17 protein-coding genes are annotated in these 20,011 nt (G+C 70.1%); 14 read left to right on the plus strand and 3 right to left on the minus strand.

All coding sequences use genetic code 11. The features are described from left to right. The first annotated feature begins 34 nt into the window (after positions 1 to 34). The 4 genes from deoC (at position 35) to clpX (ending at position 4,813) form a co-directional block, all read left to right on the plus strand. On the plus strand, positions 35 to 1,003 hold the full coding sequence (deoC, locus tag ACTJJZ_RS16045) for a deoxyribose-phosphate aldolase (protein WP_440722209.1): 969 nt from the start codon (positions 35 to 37) through the stop codon (positions 1,001 to 1,003). Between the two features lie 10 nt (positions 1,004 to 1,013). Then, positions 1,014 to 2,456: an aldehyde dehydrogenase family protein gene (locus ACTJJZ_RS16050; RefSeq protein WP_440722193.1), complete on the plus strand. Its 1,443-nt coding sequence runs from the start codon at positions 1,014 to 1,016 to the stop codon at positions 2,454 to 2,456. After that, positions 2,453 to 3,304 carry an aldehyde dehydrogenase family protein gene (locus ACTJJZ_RS16055; protein ID WP_440722194.1) on the plus strand — a complete coding sequence of 284 codons (852 nt, stop codon included), beginning with the start codon at positions 2,453 to 2,455 and terminating at the stop codon, positions 3,302 to 3,304. The genes ACTJJZ_RS16050 and ACTJJZ_RS16055 overlap by 4 nt, the downstream gene beginning before the upstream one ends. Positions 3,305 to 3,544: 240 nt before the next feature. Then, positions 3,545 to 4,813 (plus strand): ATP-dependent Clp protease ATP-binding subunit ClpX, encoded by a 1,269-nt coding sequence (gene clpX / locus ACTJJZ_RS16060; protein WP_440722195.1) that lies wholly within the window; start codon positions 3,545 to 3,547, stop codon positions 4,811 to 4,813. A gap of 36 nt (positions 4,814 to 4,849) precedes the next feature. Here the strand turns inward: clpX and ACTJJZ_RS16065 are convergent, their stop codons facing one another. Beyond that, positions 4,850 to 5,350: a GyrI-like domain-containing protein gene (locus ACTJJZ_RS16065; protein WP_440722196.1), complete on the minus strand. Its 501-nt coding sequence runs from the start codon at positions 5,348 to 5,350 to the stop codon at positions 4,850 to 4,852. A gap of 162 nt (positions 5,351 to 5,512) precedes the next feature. Next, positions 5,513 to 7,564 (minus strand): M3 family metallopeptidase, encoded by a 2,052-nt coding sequence (locus ACTJJZ_RS16070; protein ID WP_440722197.1) that lies wholly within the window; start codon positions 7,562 to 7,564, stop codon positions 5,513 to 5,515. 139 nt (positions 7,565 to 7,703) lie between these two features. Here ACTJJZ_RS16070 and ACTJJZ_RS16075 point away from each other — a divergent pair, with 139 nt between their 5' ends. Genes ACTJJZ_RS16075 through ACTJJZ_RS16100 form a run of 6 tightly spaced genes read left to right on the plus strand, consistent with a single transcriptional unit; the run spans position 7,704 to position 15,488 of the window. Further along, complete coding sequence (locus tag ACTJJZ_RS16075; protein WP_440722198.1) at positions 7,704 to 10,043, plus strand: ROK family protein; 2,340 nt, start codon at positions 7,704 to 7,706, stop codon at positions 10,041 to 10,043. Then, positions 10,043 to 10,969, plus strand: coding sequence for an ABC transporter permease (locus tag ACTJJZ_RS16080; RefSeq protein WP_440722199.1), 927 nt, complete (start codon positions 10,043 to 10,045; stop codon positions 10,967 to 10,969). Before ACTJJZ_RS16075 ends, ACTJJZ_RS16080 begins: the two co-directional genes overlap by 1 nt. Beyond that, positions 10,962 to 11,852, plus strand: a complete 891-nt coding sequence (locus ACTJJZ_RS16085; RefSeq protein WP_440722200.1) for an ABC transporter permease — start codon at positions 10,962 to 10,964, stop codon at positions 11,850 to 11,852. The genes ACTJJZ_RS16080 and ACTJJZ_RS16085 overlap by 8 nt, the downstream gene beginning before the upstream one ends. Further along, positions 11,849 to 12,850 (plus strand): ABC transporter ATP-binding protein, encoded by a 1,002-nt coding sequence (locus ACTJJZ_RS16090; protein WP_440722201.1) that lies wholly within the window; start codon positions 11,849 to 11,851, stop codon positions 12,848 to 12,850. Before ACTJJZ_RS16085 ends, ACTJJZ_RS16090 begins: the two co-directional genes overlap by 4 nt. Continuing rightward, positions 12,831 to 13,865: an ABC transporter ATP-binding protein gene (locus tag ACTJJZ_RS16095; RefSeq protein ID WP_440722202.1), complete on the plus strand. Its 1,035-nt coding sequence runs from the start codon at positions 12,831 to 12,833 to the stop codon at positions 13,863 to 13,865. Before ACTJJZ_RS16090 ends, ACTJJZ_RS16095 begins: the two co-directional genes overlap by 20 nt. Positions 13,866 to 13,895: 30 nt before the next feature. Continuing rightward, a complete protein-coding gene (locus tag ACTJJZ_RS16100; RefSeq protein ID WP_440722203.1) occupies positions 13,896 to 15,488 on the plus strand; it encodes an ABC transporter substrate-binding protein in 1,593 nt (530 codons plus the stop codon). A gap of 109 nt (positions 15,489 to 15,597) precedes the next feature. Here the strand turns inward: ACTJJZ_RS16100 and ACTJJZ_RS16105 are convergent, their stop codons facing one another. Continuing rightward, entirely contained in the window at positions 15,598 to 16,500 is a 903-nt protein-coding gene (locus ACTJJZ_RS16105; protein WP_440722204.1) for a LysR family transcriptional regulator, read from the minus strand. Between the two features lie 87 nt (positions 16,501 to 16,587). Between ACTJJZ_RS16105 and tdh the strand changes: the two genes are divergently transcribed. The 4 genes from tdh (at position 16,588) to ACTJJZ_RS16125 (ending at position 19,911) form a co-directional block, all read left to right on the plus strand. Next, positions 16,588 to 17,631: an L-threonine 3-dehydrogenase gene (gene tdh, locus ACTJJZ_RS16110; RefSeq protein ID WP_440722205.1), complete on the plus strand. Its 1,044-nt coding sequence runs from the start codon at positions 16,588 to 16,590 to the stop codon at positions 17,629 to 17,631. A gap of 9 nt (positions 17,632 to 17,640) precedes the next feature. Beyond that, a complete protein-coding gene (locus ACTJJZ_RS16115; protein ID WP_440722206.1) occupies positions 17,641 to 18,816 on the plus strand; it encodes a glycine C-acetyltransferase in 1,176 nt (391 codons plus the stop codon). A 229-nt stretch (positions 18,817 to 19,045) separates the two neighbouring features. Beyond that, complete coding sequence (locus ACTJJZ_RS16120) at positions 19,046 to 19,696, plus strand: ArsR/SmtB family transcription factor (protein ID WP_440722207.1); 651 nt, start codon at positions 19,046 to 19,048, stop codon at positions 19,694 to 19,696. Further along, positions 19,693 to 19,911, plus strand: a complete 219-nt coding sequence (locus ACTJJZ_RS16125) for a hypothetical protein (RefSeq protein ID WP_440722208.1) — start codon at positions 19,693 to 19,695, stop codon at positions 19,909 to 19,911. The genes ACTJJZ_RS16120 and ACTJJZ_RS16125 overlap by 4 nt, the downstream gene beginning before the upstream one ends. The last annotated feature ends 100 nt before the right edge of the window (positions 19,912 to 20,011 follow it).

The following is a 20,011-nucleotide window of genomic DNA, read 5'->3' on the forward strand; positions in this document are numbered from 1 at the left end:
AGTGACGACCACCGAACTCGCACGGCGCACCGCGGTGCAGGTGATCGGCGGCGAACCCGACGATCTCACCCTGCGCAGATTCCTGCACGGACTGCCCGGCGTCGACGCCGTCGGCCTGGAGCAGCGCTCGGCGGGCCTCGGCACCAGGTCGATCAAGACGACGTCGAAGGCGTGGGCGCTGGACACGATCATCCGGCTCATCGACCTGACCACCCTGGAAGGCGCCGACACCCCGGGCAAGGTGCGCTCGCTGGTGTCGAAGGCCAAGCTCCCGGACGCCTCCGACCTGACCTGCCCCTCGGTCGCCGCGGTGTGCGTGTACGGCGACATGGTGCCGTATGCCGTGGAGGCGCTCGGAGCGCGACACGGCGACCCCGACCACGGCGGGATCTCCGTCGCGGCCGTGGCGACCGCCTTCCCGAGCGGTCGGGCCTCGCTCGCGGTCAAGCTGGCCGACACCCGCGACGCGGTCGACGCCGGGGCGGACGAGATCGACATGGTCATCGACCGGGGCGCCTTCCTCGCCGGCCGCTACGGCCAGGTGTTCGACCAGATCGTCGCGGTCAAGGACGCCTGCCGTCGCGACGACGGCACCTCGGCATCGCTGAAGGTCATCCTCGAGACCGGCGAGCTGAACACCTACGACAACATCCGGCGCGCGTCCTGGCTCGGGATCCTCGCCGGCGGCGACTTCATCAAGACCTCCACCGGAAAGGTCGCTCCGGCCGCGACCCTGCCGGTCACGCTGCTCATGCTCGAGGCCGTGCGCGACTGGCATCGCCTCACCGGCGAGCGCATCGGCGTGAAGCCGGCAGGCGGGATCCGCTCCTCCAAGGACGCGGTGAAGTACCTCGTGCACGTCGCGGAGACCGTGGGGGAGGAGTGGCTGCAGCCGCACCTGTTCCGTTTCGGCGCCTCGAGCCTGCTCAACGACGTGCTGCTGCAGCGTCAGAAGCTCACCACCGGCCACTACTCCGGCCCCGACTACGTCACGATCGACTGAGAGGCCCGCCATGGGATTCCTGGAATACGCGCCCGCGCCCGAGTCGCGGAGCATCGTCGCCCTGAAGGACGAGTACGGGCTGTTCATCGACGGCGAGTTCGTCGAGGGTCGCGGGGCCTCCTTCGCGACGATCTCACCCGCCGACGAGTCGCGGATCGCGACCGTCGCGCACGCCTCGGATGAGGACGTCGACCTCGCCGTGGCCGCCGCCCGCCGTGCCTACACCAAGGTGTGGTCGAAGCTGAGCGGCCGCGATCGCGGCAAGTACCTGTTCCGGATCGCCCGCCTCGTACAGGAGCGCGCCCGGGAGCTCGCCGTGGCGGAGAGCCTGGACAACGGAAAGCCGATCAAGGAGAGCCGCGACGTCGACGTGCCGCTCGTCGCCTCGTGGTTCTTCTACTACGCCGGCTGGGCCGACAAGCTCGAGTACGCGGGCGCCGGCCCGAACCCGAAGGCGCACGGCGTCGCGGGGCAGGTCATCCCGTGGAACTTCCCCCTGCTGATGCTCGCCTGGAAGGTCGCCCCGGCCCTCGCCGCCGGCAACACGGTGGTGCTGAAGCCCGCCGAGACCACGCCGCTCACGGCGCTGATCTTCGCGGAGATCCTGCAGCAGGCCGACCTGCCCGCCGGCGTCGTCAACATCGTCACCGGCGCGGGCGCGACGGGTGCCGCCGTGGTGCGCCATCCCGATGTCGACAAGGTGGCGTTCACGGGATCCACCGGCGTCGGCCGCGAGATCGCGCGTTCCGTCGCCGGCACGGGCAAGGCGCTCACCCTCGAGCTCGGTGGCAAGGCCGCGAACATCGTGTTCGACGACGCGCCGATCGACCAGGCCATCGAGGGCATCGTCAACGGCATCTTCTTCAACCAGGGCCACGTGTGCTGCGCGGGCAGCCGGCTGCTCGTACAGGAGTCGATCCACGACGAGGTCATCGACCGGCTGAAGTCGCGCCTGTCCACGCTGCGCCTCGGCGACCCGCTGGACAAGAACACCGACATCGGCGCGATCAACTCCGCCGAACAGCTGGCCCGCATCCGGGAGCTCAGCCAGGTCGGCGAGGACGAGGGCGCCGAGCGCTGGACCGCCGACTGCGTCATCCCGGAGAAGGGCTTCTGGTTCGCTCCGACGATCTTCACCGGGGTCGAGGCCTCGCATCGGATCGCCCGCGAGGAGGTGTTCGGGCCGGTTCTCTCCGTGCTCACGTTCCGCACTCCCGCGGAGGCCATCGCGAAGGCGAACAACACGCCCTACGGACTCTCCGCAGGAGTGTGGAGCGACAAGGGGTCTCGGATCCTCGCCGTCGCGGACCGCCTGCGTGCGGGCGTCGTGTGGGCCAACACGTTCAACCGATTCGACCCGTCCAGCCCGTTCGGCGGCTACAAGGAGTCCGGCTACGGCCGCGAGGGCGGCAAGCAGGGCCTCGCCGCGTACCTGAAGGGATCCGCAGCATGAGCGCGCGACTGACCGTCCCGAAGACCTACAAGCTCGCGATCGGAGGAGCCTTCCCGCGCAGCGAGTCCGGGCGCACCTACGAGGTCACCACGCCCAAGGGCGCCTTCCTCGCCAACGCGGCCAAGGCGTCCCGCAAGGACGCCCGTGACGCGGTCAAGGCCGCGCGCGCGGCGCAGGCCGGCTGGGCGAAGGCCACCGCCTACAACCGCGGACAGGTGCTCTACCGCGTCGCCGAGGTGCTCGAGGGCCGCAAGGCGCAGTTCGTCGACGAGATCGTCGCGCAGCAGGGCGTGTCCGCCGCCGCCGCGGGCGCTCAGGTCGACGAGGCCATCGACCTGTGGGTCTGGTACGCGGGCTGGTGCGACAAGTACGCCCAGGTCGCGGGCAACCTGAACCCGGTCGCCGGCGCCTACTTCAACATCTCCGCGCCCGAGCCGACCGGCGTCGTCGCGATCGTCGCGCCGCAGGACTCCGCGCTGCTCGGGCTGGTCTCGGTGGTGGCGCCCGCACTGGTCGCGGGCAACGCCGTGGTCGCGATCGCGAGCGAGCAGTATCCGCTGTCCGCGATCAGCCTCGCCGAGGTGCTCGCGACCAGCGACGTGCCGGGCGGCGTGGTGAACATCCTGACCGGATCCCCGGCCGAGATGGCGCCATGGCTGGCCGCGCACGCCGACGTGAACGCGCTGGACCTGGCGGGCGCGGGCTCGCTCGAGTGGGTCGACCTGCAGATCTCCGCCGCCGACACCCTGAAGCGGGTGCTGGCGCCGGGCGAGGTCGTGGCATCGCCGCAGCGGATCGCCGCGTTCACCGAGGTGAAGACCGTGTGGCACCCGAAGAGCATGGTCTGATCGATCCCGGCCGCTGCGCCTTTGTTTCGAACGACCCGCCCTGCTGCGCGCAGGGCGGGTCGTTCGTCATGAAAGCCGGATCCGAGGCCCGTTCGCCCAGCGCGGAGCGGCGCGACCGCCAGGTTCCGTGGCGATGCGACCCGTTGTCGGATGTTGCGGTTAGGCTCGAACAGCGGCATCAGCGCCCCGCGATCGCATCGCTTCCCGCGACCGCGGTTCACGTCTCGAAGGAGGACGCGCATGGCTCGTATCGGTGAGAGCGCCGACCTGTTCAAGTGCTCGTTCTGCGGCAAGAGCCAGAAGCAGGTCCAGCAGCTCATCGCCGGCCCCGGCGTGTACATCTGCGACGAGTGCGTCGAGCTCTGCAACGAGATCATCGAAGAGCGCATGGCCGAGTCCGCGAACGGCGAGGTCGCCGAATTCGACCTGCCCAAGCCGCGCGAGATCTTCTCCTTCCTCGAGGAGTACGTCGTCGGCCAGGAGCCGGCGAAGAAGGCCCTCGCGGTGGCGGTCTACAACCACTACAAGCGCGTCCGCGCCCGCGGCACCCTGCTCCCCGCCGAGCAGAAGGCCGACGAGATCGAGATCGCCAAGAGCAACATCCTGATGATCGGCCCGACGGGCTGCGGCAAGACCTACCTCGCGCAGACCCTGGCGAAGCGGCTGAACGTGCCGTTCGCCGTGGCCGACGCCACCGCGCTCACCGAGGCCGGCTACGTGGGCGAGGACGTGGAGAACATCCTCCTCAAGCTCATCCAGGCGGCCGATTACGACGTCAAGCGGGCCGAGACCGGCATCATCTACATCGACGAGATCGACAAGATCGCACGCAAGGCGGAGAACCCGTCGATCACCCGCGACGTCTCCGGCGAGGGCGTGCAGCAGGCGCTGCTGAAGATCCTCGAGGGCACTGTCGCGTCGGTTCCCCCGCAGGGCGGGCGCAAGCATCCGCACCAGGAGTTCCTGCAGATCGACACCACGAACGTGCTGTTCATCGTGGCCGGTGCGTTCGCCGGCCTCGAGGACATCGTCTCGTCCCGCGTCGGCAAGCACGGCGTCGGCTTCGGTGCACCGCTGCACGACAAGGGCAAGGACCTCGACCTGTTCAGCGAGGTGCTCCCCGAGGATCTGCACAAGTTCGGCCTCATCCCCGAGTTCATCGGCCGTCTCCCCGTGGTCGCCTCGGTCTCGCCGCTGGACCAGGCCGCGCTCATCGACATCCTCACCGGCCCGCGCAACGCACTGGTCAAGCAGTATCAGCGGATGTTCCAGCTGGACGGCGTCGAGCTCGAGTTCGAGGAGGACGCGCTGCAGTCGATCGCCGACCTCGCGGTGCTGCGCAAGACGGGCGCGCGCGGTCTCCGCGCGATCTTGGAAGACGTGCTGGGCCCGATCATGTTCGAGATCCCGTCCGCGGAGGACGTGCAGAAGGTCGTCGTCACCCGCGCCGCCGTGGAGGAGGGCGCGCCGCCCACGCTCGTGCTCGCCCGCAAGCGCAAGAGCGCCTGACGCGAGGCGGCCGACGGGGTGCCGGCGGCCGCTCGATCAGCGCAGGACGGGGAGGATCAGGTCCGTGCGCAGATGCTCCGCCGCTGTGGTGCGCGGATCCGAGACGTAGACCTCGATCCAGATGCCGGCGGGCTGATGCCCCTGGACGGCGCATTCCGCGTGGAGCCGGCCCCACGCGGCGCCGAGGCCGTCGTACGGGCCGATGACGGTGCTCGCGAGCGCGGGACCGCTCGGCAGCTCCGACGCCTCGATCCGCACGCCGTCGATCGACAGCGGGTCGAGCGAGGTGCTGACCACGGGGAATCCGACCTCGAGGTCGAACACGTCCATCGGATCGCCGTGGTAGATCGCGAGTGCGGGGCCCGTGACCGCGATCGCGCCGTCCTCGACGGCCTGTCCGAGGGCGGCGTAGGCGGGGTCGAACACTTCGCCGAGACGGTCCAGCCGCAACCGGTCGTATCGCACGACGGCGAGCGGCGCGGGGGAGAGGTCAAGGGGAGTGGCGAGGCCGAGCGGTTCCTCCGGGAGCACGGACATGATTCCTCCTCGGGGCGGCGGCGCGGCATCGTCGCGACCATGCCCAGCCTATTCAGGAGACCGTGATCCCGACAGGGGTGCGGTGCCCGCGCACGCCGGGGACGCCGCGTGCGATTCGTCCCGCGGATCGCGCCGGGCCGTCGCCTCCCCCCGGTCCGGTCTTCAGCGATCCAGGCCGCGACGCTTCAGCAGCGGGGCGATCTCGGCGTCCCGGCCGCGGAAGTCGCGGTAGGCCTCGAGCGGATCCCTTGCGCCGCCCACGGCCAGCAGCCGGCGGCGGAACCGCTCGCCGTTCTCCCGGGTGAGCCCGCCGTTCTCGCGGAACCACTCGACGGTGTCCGCGTCGAGAACCTCGCTCCAGATGTACGAGTAGTACCCCGCGCTGTATCCGCCAGAGAAGACGTGGGCGAAGTAGGGGGACGAGTAGCGCGTGGGCACGGCGGGGTGATCCAGGCCGATGTCGGCGAGGGCCGCCGCCTCGAAGGCGGCGACGTCGTCGACGCTCTCTCCGGCGCGCAGCGAGTGCAGTGCCTGATCGAGCCAGGCCGCAGCGAGGTACTCGCTGGTCGCGTGCCCCTGGTCGAAGGACTCGGTCGCGCGCAGCCGGTCGACCAGATCGGCGGGCAGCGGCTCGCCGGTCTCGTGATGGCGGGCGTAGGAGTCCAGGACATCCGGCCACAGGATCCACATCTCGTTGACCTGGCTGGGGAACTCGACGAAATCGCGGAACACGTTCGTGCCGGAGAAGTGCGGGTACGTCACGTGGGAGAAGAGGCCGTGCAGCGCGTGCCCGAACTCGTGGAACAGTGTGGTGACCTCGTCGAGCGTGAGCAGGGTGGGCTCGCCCGCGCCGGGCTTGGCCACGTTGAGGTTGTTCGCGACGACCGGACGGGTCCCGCGCAGCGCCGACTGGCTCACGATCGGGTTCATCCAGGCACCGCCGCGCTTGCTGTCGCGCGTGTAGAGGTCGAGCACGTACAGGCCGAGCGGGGACCCGTCCTCTTCGAACACTTCGAAGACGCGCGCGTCCGCGTGATACGCCACGAGGTCGGTGCGCTCCGAGAAGCTCAGACCGTACAGCCGTCCCGCCGCGGCGAAGACCCCGTCGTGCAGCACCCGCTCGGCCTCGAACCACGGGCGCAGCGCCGCGGCGTCGATGTCGTAGCGGGCCGTGCGCAGCGGCTCGGTGTAGAACGCCCAGTCGTGCGCCTCGAGCGCGAACGCCTGCGCGGCGGACGCCTCGATGAGCTCCTGGCGGTCTGCGCGCTCTGCGGCGGCGTTCCTGGACGCGGGGCCGGCGAGGTCCCGGAGCATGCGCTCGACCGCCTCGGGGGATCCCGCCGTCTCGTCGGCGGTCACCGCGGCGGCGTGCGTGGGGTAGCCGAGGAGGGCGGCGCGCTGGGCGCGGAGTGCGGCGATCTCCGCGAGGACGCCGCGGTTGTCGTGCGCGTTCCCCCGCGAGCCGCGTGACAGGGACGCGACCATGATCCGGCGACGGCTCTCCCGGTCCGTCAGCGAGGCCAGCGCCGGATGCCCGGTGAAGAGGGGGAGGGTCAGGACGAGCTTCCCCTCCAGGCCCCGATCGGCCGCGGCGCGCGCGGCGGCGGACAGTTCGCCCTGGCTCAGGCCGTGGAGTTCGGCGGGATCGTCGAAGACGACGGCGAGGTCGTTCGTGTCGGCGAGCAGGTTCCGCTCGAACGTCGTGCTGAGGGTCGACAGGCGCTGGTTGAGCGCGGTGAGCCGGGCCTTGGCCTCGTCGTCCAGCGCCGCCCCGGCCAGTGTCATCTCGCGCTGCCAGCGCTGCACGAGGCGACGCTGCTCGTCGTCGAGGGGCGTTTCGTCGAGCTGCTCGGCCAGGACGCTCACCCGCTCGTACAGCGCGGAGTCGAGCAGGATCGCATCCCGGTGGGCCGCCATGAGCGGGGCGAGCTCCTCGTCGATCGCCTGGATCGCCTCCGTCGCGTCCGCCGAGCTGACCGTGTAGAACGCGTGCGCTGCACGGTCGAGCAGGGCGCCGCTGCGCTCCAGCGCTTCCATCGTGTTCTCGAAGGTCGGCATCGAGCGTGTGGCCGTGATCTGCCGGATCTCGGACAGCTGCTCCTCGAAGCCGAGCCGGAAGGCGGGGAGGTAGTGCTCCGGGCGGATCGCCGCGAAGTCGGGCAGGTGGTACGGGAGGGCGGAGGGCTGCAGCAGCGGGTTCGTCTCGACCGTCATCCCCCGAGCCTAGAGGCAGGCGTGGTGCGCGGGGGCGGCCGCGGGGCTGCGGCTTGACAGCGGCGAGCCGATCCTCTATCAATAATGAAAGCACTTGCATAACTCTTACAAAAGAGCTTCCGAAAGGCCGAGGATGTCCGTGAGCGAACAGCGCCCCGTCGCGCAATGCCTGGCCGCGTTGCGGGAGAGGGACGACGCGACGATCTCCGATCTCGCCGAGACCACAGGTCTGTCCCGCCCCACGGTCACCGCGGCCCTCGCCGAGCTCCGTGCCGCCGGCCTGGTGGCCGAGCACGAGGCGCGCGCCGCGGCGGGACGTCCCGCGCGCACGTATTCGCTGCTGACGGGTCCGCAGGTCGTGGTCGGCATCGACCTCACCCGCAGCGCGGTACGCGTGGTGCTCGCCGACCGCTCGGGAAGGGTGCTCGGAACGCAGCGCGCGGCGATCGCTCCGCCGACTTCGGCGCGCCCGGGTCTCGAGCCGGTCCGCGACCTCGTGGTGCAGACGCTCGAGGCCGCCGGCCGGCAGCTCTCCGACATCGCCGCGGTCGGAGTCGCTGCGGCCGGCCTGCTGGACGAGGCCGGGATCGTGATCTCCTCGCCTCAGGTCTCCCAGTGGCATGGCCTGTGCCTGGCGGACGTCTTCGCGGAGGTGTTCGGCGCCCCGACCGTCGTCGACAACGACCTGTCTCTCGCCGCCGAGGCCGAGTCCCGCTCCGGCGCGCTGCAAGACGCCGACACCGGCGTCTACGCGCTCACCTGGCACCACGTGTCCGCGCGCGTCACCACCGCCGGCCACGTCGTGCGCGGGCGGCGAGGACGCGCCGGCGAAGTCGGACTGCTGCGCGCGTTCAGCGATGTCGAGGTCCCCGCCGGTGCGCTGCTGGATGCCGTGCCTCTCGTGGGCACCGAGCTCCGCCGGCTCCGGGACGACCCGGCCGACAGCCGGGGACTCGCCGCGCTGCGCGCGCTCAGCGCCGCGATGTCCCCGGCCGTGGCAGCCCTGATCCTCACCATCGACCCCGACGTGATCGTGCTCGGGGGAGAGCTCGGCGAGTTCGCCGACCTCGTGGCGGCGCCGCTCGAGGAGAACATCCGAACGGCGGTGACCGGCATCGACACCGGCGGACGCCTGATCCGCGGTGCCGAACTGGGCGCGGATGCGGCGGCGCTCGGCGCACTCGGCCTCGCGTTCGAGCGGCACGCGGCGCGCATCTACGGCTTCGAGGGCGTGCCTGCGCCCCTCATCGCGATCGACCCCGAGAGGACGGACATGACCGAGGAGAACGTGGCGGAGGCGGCGAGCGGATTCCGTGCGGCGGTGATCGGCGTGGGCGCGCGCGCGGGTGTCGCGCTGCACGTCGCCGCCGCCGGAGGCCGCGTGGTCGCCGCGGTGGATCCCGCGCCGCAGACCCATGCGCGCGCCGCCCGCCTGTTCGGAGACATCCCGGTGTTCGCCTCGGTCGCCGAGCTGCTCGCCTCGGGCCTCGAGATCGACGGCGCCTTCGTCACCTCACCCGACTTCACCCACGCGGACGTGTCCGTCGAGCTTCTCGAAGGCGGGATCCCGGTGTACGTGGAGAAGCCGCTCGCCATCTCGATCGAGGACGCCGACCGGATCCTGGAGACCGCGCACCGCACGGGCTCGAAGCTCTACGTCGGGCACAACATGCGGCATATGCAGGTCGTCCGGATGATGAAGGACATCGTCGACCGCGGCGAGATCGGCGAGGTCAAGGCGATCTGGTGCCGGCACTTCGTGGGACACGGCGGCGACTACTACTTCAAGGACTGGCACGCCGAGCAGGACAAGGCGATGAGCCTGCTGCTGCAGAAGGGCGCGCACGACATCGACGTGATGCACTGGCTCGCCGGCACCTCGTCGCGCACGGTGGTCGGCGTCGGCGACCTCGCGGTCTACGGCCAGGTCGAATCGCGCCGGGACAACTCCGACCGGCGCATGGGCGACTGGTTCTCGATGGGCAACTGGCCGCCGCTGGCGCAGCAGGACCTCAACCCGGTCATCGACGTCGAGGACATCTCGATGATCATGATGCGCACCGACTCGGGCGTGCTGATGAGTTACCAGCAATGCCACTTCACGCCCGACTACTGGCGCAACTACACGGTCATCGGCACCGAAGGCAGGATCGAGAACTTCGACGACGACGCGGGCGGCGAGATCCGGCTGTGGAACGCGCGCAGCGACTACCTCGAGAAGGGGCACGTGCGCTACCCGATCGAGGACGGCGGCGACGGCGGTCATGGCGGCGCGGATCCGCTCACCGTCGGCGAGTTCGTGGAGTTCGTGCGCAACGGCACCCCGACGGACACGAACCCCCTCGCCGCGCGCGACGCGGTGGCGGCGGGTGTCGCGGGCGCGCTGTCGATCCGCTCGGGCTCGCAGCCGCAGGAGATCCCCGTCCTCTCCGAGGAGCTGCGGGAGTACTTCGCCGCGCATCAGCCCGCGAGGCGCTGATGCTCCGCTACAGTCTGCGGCGGATCCTGATGATGATCCCCACGCTGATCGGCTCCACGTTCCTGGTGTACTTCCTGGTGTTCCTGGTGCCCGGCGACCCGGTGCTGGCGCTGGCCGGGGAGAAGCGGCTCTCGCCGTCGACGATCGCGGCGATCCGCGCCCAGTACAACCTGGACGACCCGTTCCTCGTGCAGTACGGCAAGTACCTGTTGAACGTGCTGCGCGGCGACTTCGGGCACGACTTCAACGGGAACGCGGTCTCGACGCTCATCGCGACGGCCCTGCCCTACACCCTCGTGCTCGCCCTGTCCGCCTTCGTGCTGAAGATCGTCATCGGCGTGTGCCTGGGCGTCTGGGCTGGGCTGCGCCAGGGACGGCTGCCTGACCGGTTCAACCTGTTCTTCACGATCTTCTTCCTGGCCGTGCCTGGCTTCATCATCGCCTACTTCGCGCAGTACGTGTTCGGGATCAAGCTGCACTGGCTGCCGATCTCCGGAGTCCGGCTGGGCTTCCCGATCGCCTTCATCCTGCCCGCCGTCGTGCTGGCGCTGGAGACCGCGTCGCCGCTGGCGCGTCTGACACGCACGAGCCTGGTCGACGTGCTCCGTTCGGACTTCATCGTGACCGCCACCGCGAAGGGACTCGCGCCCGGGCGGATCATGTGGGTGCACGCGCTGCGCAACGCCTTCATGCCGGTGGTCACCTATCTCGGTCTGAGCCTTGCGAGCCTGCTCGGCGGATCGGTCCTGATCGAGACCATCTTCAACCTGCCCGGACTCGGCGGCACGCTCTCGCGGGCGATCGAGACGCAGAACGGCCCCGTCGTGGTGGGCGTCTCCGTGTTCCTGCTGCTGTTCTACCTGGTCTGCGCGCTCGCCGTGGACCTGCTCTATCCGATCATCGATCCGAGGGTGCGTCATGTCTGAGTCGACCATGGCGCTGCTCACCGCACGAGCTCGCCGTGCCCGCCCGCGCAGCGGCCTCAGGACGCTGCTGCGGCGTCCGTTCTTCCTCGTCGCGGCCGCGATCATCCTCGTCGTCGCGCTGATGGCGCTGTTCCCCGCGCTGTTCACGCCCCTGGATCCGCGCGCGTGCGATCTCACCATGTCGCGGATCGGCCCCCGGCCCGGGCACCTCATGGGATACGACATCCAGGGCTGCGACTACTGGAGCAACGTCGTCTACGGGGCGCGCACGTCGCTGCAGGTCGGCGTCCTGACCGCGCTGTTCAGCTTCACGATCGCCCTCGTGGCGGGATCGCTCGCGGGCTACTTCGGCGGGGTCGTGGACTCGGTGGTGTCGTGGCTGTCCAACGTCATCCTGGGCATCCCGGTCGGCATCGCGAGCCTCGTCATCCTGTACCAGTTCCGTTCGCGCACCGTCTGGACGATCGTGTTCGTGCTGGTGCTGTTCAGCTGGGCCGGGACCATGCGCTACATGCGCGGCTCGGTGATGCAGGTCAAGAGCCTGGAGTACATCCAGGCGGCACGGGGTCTCGGCGTCGGTCCGTGGCGGATCCTGCGACGGCACGTGATCCCGAACGCGGTCACCCCGCTGATCGTGATGAGCACGCTCTCGATCGGCGCCGGCATGACGGCCGAGGCCGGGTTCTCGATCCTCGGCGTCGGCCTGAAACTGCCCGCGTTCTCCTGGGGCCTGCAGATCGCGACCGCCAGCCAGGACGGCAACTGGCAGATCGCGCCGCTGCTCATGCTCTTCCCCGCGACGATGCTGGGCCTGACCACGCTCGCCTTCGTCATCCTCGGCGAGAACCTGCGTGACGCCCTCGACCCGAAGGGCCGCCGATGACCGCGCTGCTCGAGGTGCAGAACCTCTCCCTGGAGTTCCGCGGCGCGCGCGGAGCAGCGCCGATCCCGGCGCTGCAGGACGTCAGCTTCACGCTCGACCGGGGCGAGACGCTCGCCGTGCTCGGAGAGTCCGGATCGGGCAAGAGCATCACGGCGAAGGCGGTGATGGGGATCCTGCCGAAGCCCGCCGCCCAGGTGACCGCGGGACGGATCCTGTTCGACGGCGAGGATCTGCTGACGCTGTCCCCTGCGCGGATGCGCTCCGTGCAGGGCGCGCGCATCGCCATGGTCTTCCAGGACGCGCTGAGCGCGTTGAACCCGGTGCAGACCGTGGCGACCCAGATCGCCGAGCTGTACCGCGTGCACCGCGGCCACAGCCGCCGCGACGCGAAAGAGCGCGCGATCGAGATGATGCGCCTCGTGCGGATCCCCGACGCCGCCCGACGGGCGGACGACTATCCGTTCCAGTTCTCCGGGGGCATGCGTCAGCGGATCATGATCGCGATGGCGCTCGCACTGGATCCGGACGTGCTGATCGCGGACGAGCCCACCACGGCGCTCGACGCCACCGTGCAGGCGCAGATCCTGGAGCTGCTCGTCGAGGTGACCGCGGCCCGCGGGATGGCGCTCATGCTCATCACCCACGACCTCGGGGTGGCCGGCCAGCTCGCCGATCGCGCTCTCGTCATGTACGCCGGACGGGTCGCCGAGTCGGGCCCGATCGACGCGCTCTTCGACGGTCCTGCGCACCCCTACACGCGCGGGCTGCTCGGGTCCATCCCGGGCGCCGCGCATCGCGGCAAAGACCTGCCCACGATCCCCGGTCTGCCGCCGGACATCGCGCGGCGGCCTGCCGGCTGCAGCTTCAACCCGCGCTGCTCCTACGCGGACGCGGTGTGCGCCACGACGGTGCCCGCGCTGCTGTCGTTCGTCCCGGAACGCGCGGTCGCGTGCCATCACCACGAGGAGGTGCTCGCCGATGTCCCTGTTGGAGCTTGAGGGCGTGCGCCGGCACTACCGGCAGAAGCACACGATGTTCGCCAAGGCCGGTCATTCCCCTGTGCGGGCGGTCGACGGCGTCGACTTCCACGTCGATGAGAGCGAGACCGTGGGGCTCGTCGGCGAATCGGGGTGCGGCAAGTCCACGCTGGCCCGGATCATCTGCGGGCTCGAGGCTCCCAGCGAAGGAGCCGTGCGCTGGGACGGGGCTGAGGTCGCCGCGATGCGCCCCGCCGACCGGGCGAGAGTGCTGCATCGGGAGGTGCAGATGGTCTTCCAGGACCCGCATGCCTCGCTCGATCCGCGCCGCTCGATCGGCCAGTCCGTCGCCGAGGGGATCGAGACCCATCGCCTTCTGCCCGGGAACCGGATCGCTGGGAGGGTGCAGGATCTGCTCGCCCAGGTCGGCCTGAACCCGGATCACGCCGACCGCTACCCGCACGAGTTCTCCGGCGGCCAGCTGCAGCGGGTCGGCATCGCCCGCGCCCTCGCCGTGGAGCCTCGGCTGCTCGTCTGCGACGAGCCGGTCTCCGCGCTGGACATCTCGGTTCGCGCCCAGGTGCTGAACCTGCTGAACCGGCTCAAGCGCGAGCTCGGGCTCTCCATGGTGTTCATCGCGCACGACCTCGACGTCGTCCAGCACATGTCGGACCGGATCGTGACGATGTATCTCGGCAAGGTCGTCGAGGACGGCGACTGCGACGACGTCTACGAGCGCACCGGACATCCGTACACCCGCGCGCTGCTGTCGGCGATCCCGCGCAAGCTCGCGCCGGGGGAGCGGCTGGAGCGGGTCGTGCTGGAGGGGGATCCGCCCTCGCCGATCGACCCGCCCGCCGGCTGTCCCTTCCACACGCGCTGCTACGCGGCGATCGACCGGTGCGCCACCGACGTGCCCGTCCTGAGGCCGATCCCCGGCGAACCCGCCCGGCATCGCGCCTCCTGTCACCTCGCCGACGAGATCAGCCGCTCCCGCGTGGGTCAGGTGCAGACCGTCGCCGACCCCTCCTTCTGACCTCCTCCACCCCTCCGAAAGGAACGAACCATGACTCGAACCACGACACGCATCACGGTCGGCATCGTCGCCGCCGCCGCGTGCGCGACCATGCTGACCGGATGCCTGGGCCAGCCGGCCTCCGGCGGCAGTGGCGGCGCCACCGCGCTGGTCGCCGTGAACAACGGCGAGATCGGCCGCATCACCGGCGCGCAGAATCCCGGGAGCCAGATCGCGATGGCGATCTGCGAGCCGCTCACCGGCATCAAGGAGGACGGCTCGATCTTCATGCGCGGCGCGTCGTCCGTGCAGAGCAGCGACCAGGTCACCTGGACGATCAAGGTCGCAAAGGACCACACGTTCTCGGACGGCACCAAGATCGACGCGAAGACCTACGTCGACACCTTCAACTTCGTCGCGAACGGCGCGAATGCGATGCCGTCCAACTTCGCGTACGAGCAGATCCAGGGCTACGACGAGCTCAATCCGGCCGCGGGCGCGCCCAGCGGCACCGCCCTCACCGGACTGAAGCTGGTCGACGACAGCACCTTCACGCTGACGATGAAGTCGCCGAACAACGATGTGCCGTACCTGCTGTCGATGCTGTCCTTCTGCCCGATGCCGGAGAGCGCCTTCAAGGATCCGGTGGCCTACGACAAGAAGCCGATCGGCAACGGGGTCTACACGCTGAAGTCGCTGGACCCGCAGGTCGAGGCGGTGCTGAAGAAGGACCCGCACTACAAGGGCTGGGTGCCGAAGGGAGCCGCGGATTCGCTCACCTTCCGCGTCTACACCGACACGAACACGGCGTACCAGGACGTCGTCGCCGGCAACGCCGACGTGCTGCGGAGTCTCCCGCCGGGGCTGATCGCGCAGGGACGCAACGCGCTCGGCAAGGACGGTCTGACGCCGATCGACCGGAACACGCTGGAGACGTACATCGCGTGGCCCACCTATCTCGACGGGACCTTCCCGATCGAGGTGCGCCAGGCGTTCTCGATGATCGTCAACCGGGAGAGCATCTCGAAGGATCTCTTCAAAGGCGCGACGCTGCCGGCAGGATCGCTCATGCCGAACTCCGTGTCGGCGTATCGCGAGTCCGCGTGCGGCGAGTACTGCACCTACGACCCGACCGCGGCGAAGGCGCTCCTGGCGAAGGCCGGCTTCAGCGGCACGATCCCGCTGAACTACTCGTCGACCAGCACGACCGACGCGGCCACGGCTCTCGCCATCTCGAACTCCGCCAAGGAGATCGGCCTGAACGTCGAACCCAAGCCGGTTCCGGCCGCGACGCTCTCCGACACCATCAACAAGTACGGTCTGGACGGCCCGAGCATCCAGCTGTGGGGGTCCTCGTTCCCCCGCGCGTCCGAATGGGTCGCCTCGATCTTCGTGGACGCCAACTACCGCCTGAAGTACGACAACCCCGCGGCGGCGGCTGCGGTCAAGGACGCGCTGGCCGCGGGAGATCCGAAGCAGGCCGACAAGCTGTGGCAGAAGGCCGAGGACGGGGTCCTCGCCGACCAGGTGCTGCAGCCGCTGTACCAGCAGGTGATGTACATCGCCCACACGCCGTGCGCCACCCCGCATGCGGCCGGCGGTGACATGCAGATCTACCGCACCGAGGTGACCTGCAGCAAGTGATCCGTCGGGGTGTGACCCGTCGCGGCTGATCCGCGACGATGCCGGGGCGTACCGAGAGGGCGCCCCGGCATCGTCGTCTCCGCGAGCCGCCGGCGCGGTCGACGTCGCCTCAGCCGGTCAGGTCCGCCATCACCCGGGTGAGAGCATCGGCGACGATGCGCACCGATCGGCGGCGGAGGTTCTCCGGGCGGGCGAGCAGGTCGATCATGCGGTTCGTGCTGACGTACTGCAGCGGGCGGCGCACCACCGCGTCGGTCACGACCGAGGTGTAGCGCGGGAGCACGCCGATCACGTCCCCGGTCGCGATGACCGCGGCCGCCACGCCGTAGTCGTTGATGCGGTGCGCGATCTCGGCGGGCCGGTTGGTGACCGCGGAGATCGTCCGCAGCACGTCGTCGGGGGAGTAGCCCGCGCGGCTCGTCACCCAGCGCTCGCCGACCACGTCCGCGGGATACAGCGAGGAGCGCTGCGCGAGCGGGTGCTCCGGGGCGAGCGCCACGTCGAGCGGTTCGGCGGCGAGCGTGAGGACCCTGATGCCGGTCTTCGGCCACGGAGGACTGTGCTCCATGCGGTGCGCGAGCACGAGGTCGTAGCGCGCGGTGAGCGCGGGGAAGTCGCTCTGCGCGACGTCCTCGTCGGTGAAGCGGATCGCGGGCACGTCCGGTCCGGACCCGAGGGCGCGGATCAGCGGACCGAAGAGGGCCTGCGCGGCGCTGAGGAAGCCGCTGACCGTGACGACGCCCCCTTCCGTCGCCTCGAACTCGTCGACCGCCGAGCGGGCTGCGGCCATCGCGTCGAGTGCCGCCGCGCCCGCCTCGGCGAGGGCCTCACCGGCCGGCGTCAGCACGAGGGTGCGTCCCTGTTTGCGCGTGAGCGGCGCGCGCACGCCGCGCTGCAGGGCGGCCAGCTGCTGGGACACCGCCGAGGGCGTCACCCGCAGCGCCTCGGCGACGGCGGTGACGCTGCCCAGCGCGCCGAGTTCGCGCAGGATCTGAAGCTGCTGCAACTGCATATGGCCATTCAAGCATGTAGTGATGCTTAAAGGTCTGTCCAGACGCTCGGCATTGATCTACAGGGTCGGGAGCGGTGGGATCGAAGCATGAAGGCTCTCTACAAGGACGGCCCGCACGCGGGCCTTGCGCTCGTCGACCGGCCGGACCCCGTCGCCGGTCCGGACGAGGTGGTCATCCGCGTGCTGCGCACCGGGATCTGCGGCACCGACCTGCACATCCAGCGCTGGGACGACTGGTCGGCCTCGGCGGTCACCGCCCCGCTGATCCCCGGCCACGAGTTCTATGGCGAGGTCGTCGAGGTCGGCCCGCTCATGCACGACATCGCGGTCGGCGACCGGGTGTCCGGCGAAGGTCACATCGTGTGCGGGATGTGCCGGAACTGCCGCGCGGGACGCCGGCAGATGTGCATTCGCACGATCGGCCTGGGCGTGCAGCGCGACGGCGCGTTCGCCGAGTACCTCACCCTGCCCGCGACCAACGTGTGGGTGCACCATGCGGACGTCGCGCCGGAGCTGGGCGCGATCTTCGACCCGCTCGGCAACGCCGTGCACACGGCGCTGGCGTTCCCGCTCGTGGGTGAGGACGTGCTCGTCACCGGCTGCGGACCGATCGGGCTGATGGCCATCGCGATCGCCCGGCACGTGGGCGCCCGCTTCATCACCGCGACCGATGTGTCGGCTCCCCGGCTCGAGCTCGCGCGGCAGATGGGCGCCGATGCGGTCGTCGACGTGTCGCAGCAGGACATCGCCGACGCTCAGCGCGCGCTCGGCATGCGGGAGGGGTTCGACATCGGCTTCGAGATGAGCGGAGCGCCGAGTGCGCTGCCCGCGATGATCGACAACATGAACCACGGCGGGCGGATCGCGATGCTCGGCCTGCCGACCGGGCCGTTCAGCGTGGACTGGGGCAAGATCGTCACGCACATGCTCACCCTCAAGGGCATCTACGGCCGGGAGATGTTCGAGACGTGGAACGCCATGGGGGCGATGCTGCAGACCAGTCCGGTGCTGCGCGATTCGATCACCCGCATCATCGCGGAGGTCATCCCCGCGCGGGACTGGGAGAAGGGCTTCGCGGCCGCCGCGGCCGCGGGCACCGGCAAGATCATCCTCGACTGGACCGAACTGTAGGAGCAGACCATGTACGGAGCATTCCAGCAGCACCTGGCCGGCGAGCTCGCCGGGATCGAGCAGGCGGGCCTCACCAAGCACGAGCGCGGGATCCGGGGTCCGCAGAGCGCCGAGATCGTCGCCGACGGCGCGGAGGTGCTCAACTTCTGCGCGAACAACTACCTCGGCCTCGCGGACGATGCGCGCCTCGTCGCGGCCGCGAAGGGCGCGCTCGACGAGTGGGGCTACGGGCTCGCCAGCGTGCGGTTCATCTGCGGCACGCAGGAGCAGCACCTCGAGCTCGAGCGGCGCCTGGCGGCGTTCCTCGGCACGGACGACGCGATCCTGTTCTCGTCGTGCTTCGACGCCAACGGCGGCGTCTTCGAGACGCTGTTCTCAGCCGAGGACGCGATCATCTCGGACGAGCTGAACCACGCCTCGATCATCGACGGGATCCGGCTCTCCAAGGCGCGCCGGCTGCGCTACCGCAACCGCGACATGGACGATCTCGAGGAGCAGCTGAGGGCCGCAGCCGACGCCCGCTTCCGCGTGATCGTGACGGACGGCGTGTTCTCGATGGACGGCTACATCGCCCCGCTCGCGGACATCTGCGATCTCGCCGAGCGCCACGACGCGCTCGTCTTCGTCGACGACTCGCACGCGGTCGGCTTCATCGGCGAGCACGGCAGGGGCACGCCCGAGCTGTGCGGCGTCGAGGGTCGCGTGGACATCTACACCGGCACGTTCGGCAAGGCGCTCGGCGGCGCGTCCGGCGGCTACGTCGCCGCGCACCAGGACATCGTCGATCTGCTGCGGCAGCGCGCTCGTCCGTACCTGTTCTCCAACACGCTCGCCCCGTCGATCGTCGCCGGCACGCTCGAGGCGCTGGATCTCGTCGAGGGATCCGGATCCCTGCGCGCCCGGCTGCAGGAGAATGCGGCGCTGTTCCGCCGGCGCATGACGGAGGAGGGCTTCGACCTCCTCCCCGGCGAGCACCCCATCGTGCCGGTGATGTTCGGCGACGCCGCGCTCACCGCAGGTATCGCCGCGGAGATGCAGAAGCAGGGCGTCTACGTCACGGCGTTCAGCTTCCCGGTGGTTCCGCGCGGGCTCGCCCGGATCCGGGTGCAGCTCTCCGCAGCGCACACGGCGGAGCAGGTCGAGCGCTGCGTCGCGGCGTTCGTCGCCGCGCGCGCCGCCGCCTGACGCACCTTCGCCGAAGCCTGGCGCCCCGCACCTTCGCCGGCGCCCCCTCGCAGTGCCGGCGCCCCCTCTGAGCGGCGCTGCTGCGAGGGGGCGTGGGTGCGCAGAGGGGGCGCCGGCGGGCTGAGCGCTGAACGAGGAGAGCGCGCGGACGGCACCGAGCCGAACGTGCAAAGAAACACGTGCAAAGAAACACTTGCAAAGAAGATGATGCAAAGATAGCTTTGCGATTATGACCGAGAACGATGAGGGGTACGAGAGCCGCGTTCTCGATGCGGGGGCTCTGAAGGCGCTCGCGCATCCCATGCGGGTGCGGATCCTCGATCTGCTCGCCGAGCGCGGACCGCAGACCGCGAGCTCGCTCGCGGCGCTGATCGGGGAGAGCTCCGGTGCCACCAGCTATCACCTGCGGGCCCTGGCGGCGCGCGATCTGATCCGCGAAGTCGCCGACCGCGGCACCGCACGAGAGCGCTGGTGGGAGCGTCCGCACGGACGGATGTCGTTCTCGGGGCCGAACGACGAGATGACGCCGTCGGGCCGCGCGGCCGCGCAGATCGTGGAGGACGAGTTCTTCCGCAATCGGCACCAGCGCCTGATGGATCACCTGCACCGTCCTCGGTCCGACGTGCCGGAGGAGTGGCGTGAAGCCGCCCATCACATGACGACGATGCTCGACATGACGGCGGCGCAGGTGCAGGAGCTGGCCCGCGAGATCGACGCCGTCGTCGATACGGCGGTGCAGCGCTATCGCGGGCAGACGGGGCCGGACGTGCGCCGCGTCACGATCCGCGCCGACCTCTTCGACCTCCCGGACGCGGCGGCGCGGGGCGGCGGCGGTCGTCACGGTCACGCACAGGACAGCGCCGGAGAGGAGCCGTCATGACCGCCGCGACGCTGCACATCGCGGCACCGACGTTCGCCGAGCGCGCGGGGCTCCGGCTCGCCGCGGCGATCACCGCGCACGTGCGCCGGCGCATACAGCGCCGCGTCGAACGCCGCGCGCTGGCACTCGATCTGCTCCGCGAGCAGCAGTCGCGGAAGGCGGATCCGTGTCTTCTCGAGCAGGCGCTGCAGCTGATCGGATCGCGGTCGCGCTGAGAGCCCGGCCGTCACAGGGCTCGTCGAGCGACGCAGAGCAGAGGGATGCTCCTATGGATGTCAAGGCTGGATCAGGACGTAGTAGATTTCGCGGGCGATG

The sequence above is a fragment of the Microbacterium sp. 22242 genome (assembly GCF_052045495.1).
GTDB lineage: Bacteria > Actinomycetota > Actinomycetes > Actinomycetales > Microbacteriaceae > Microbacterium.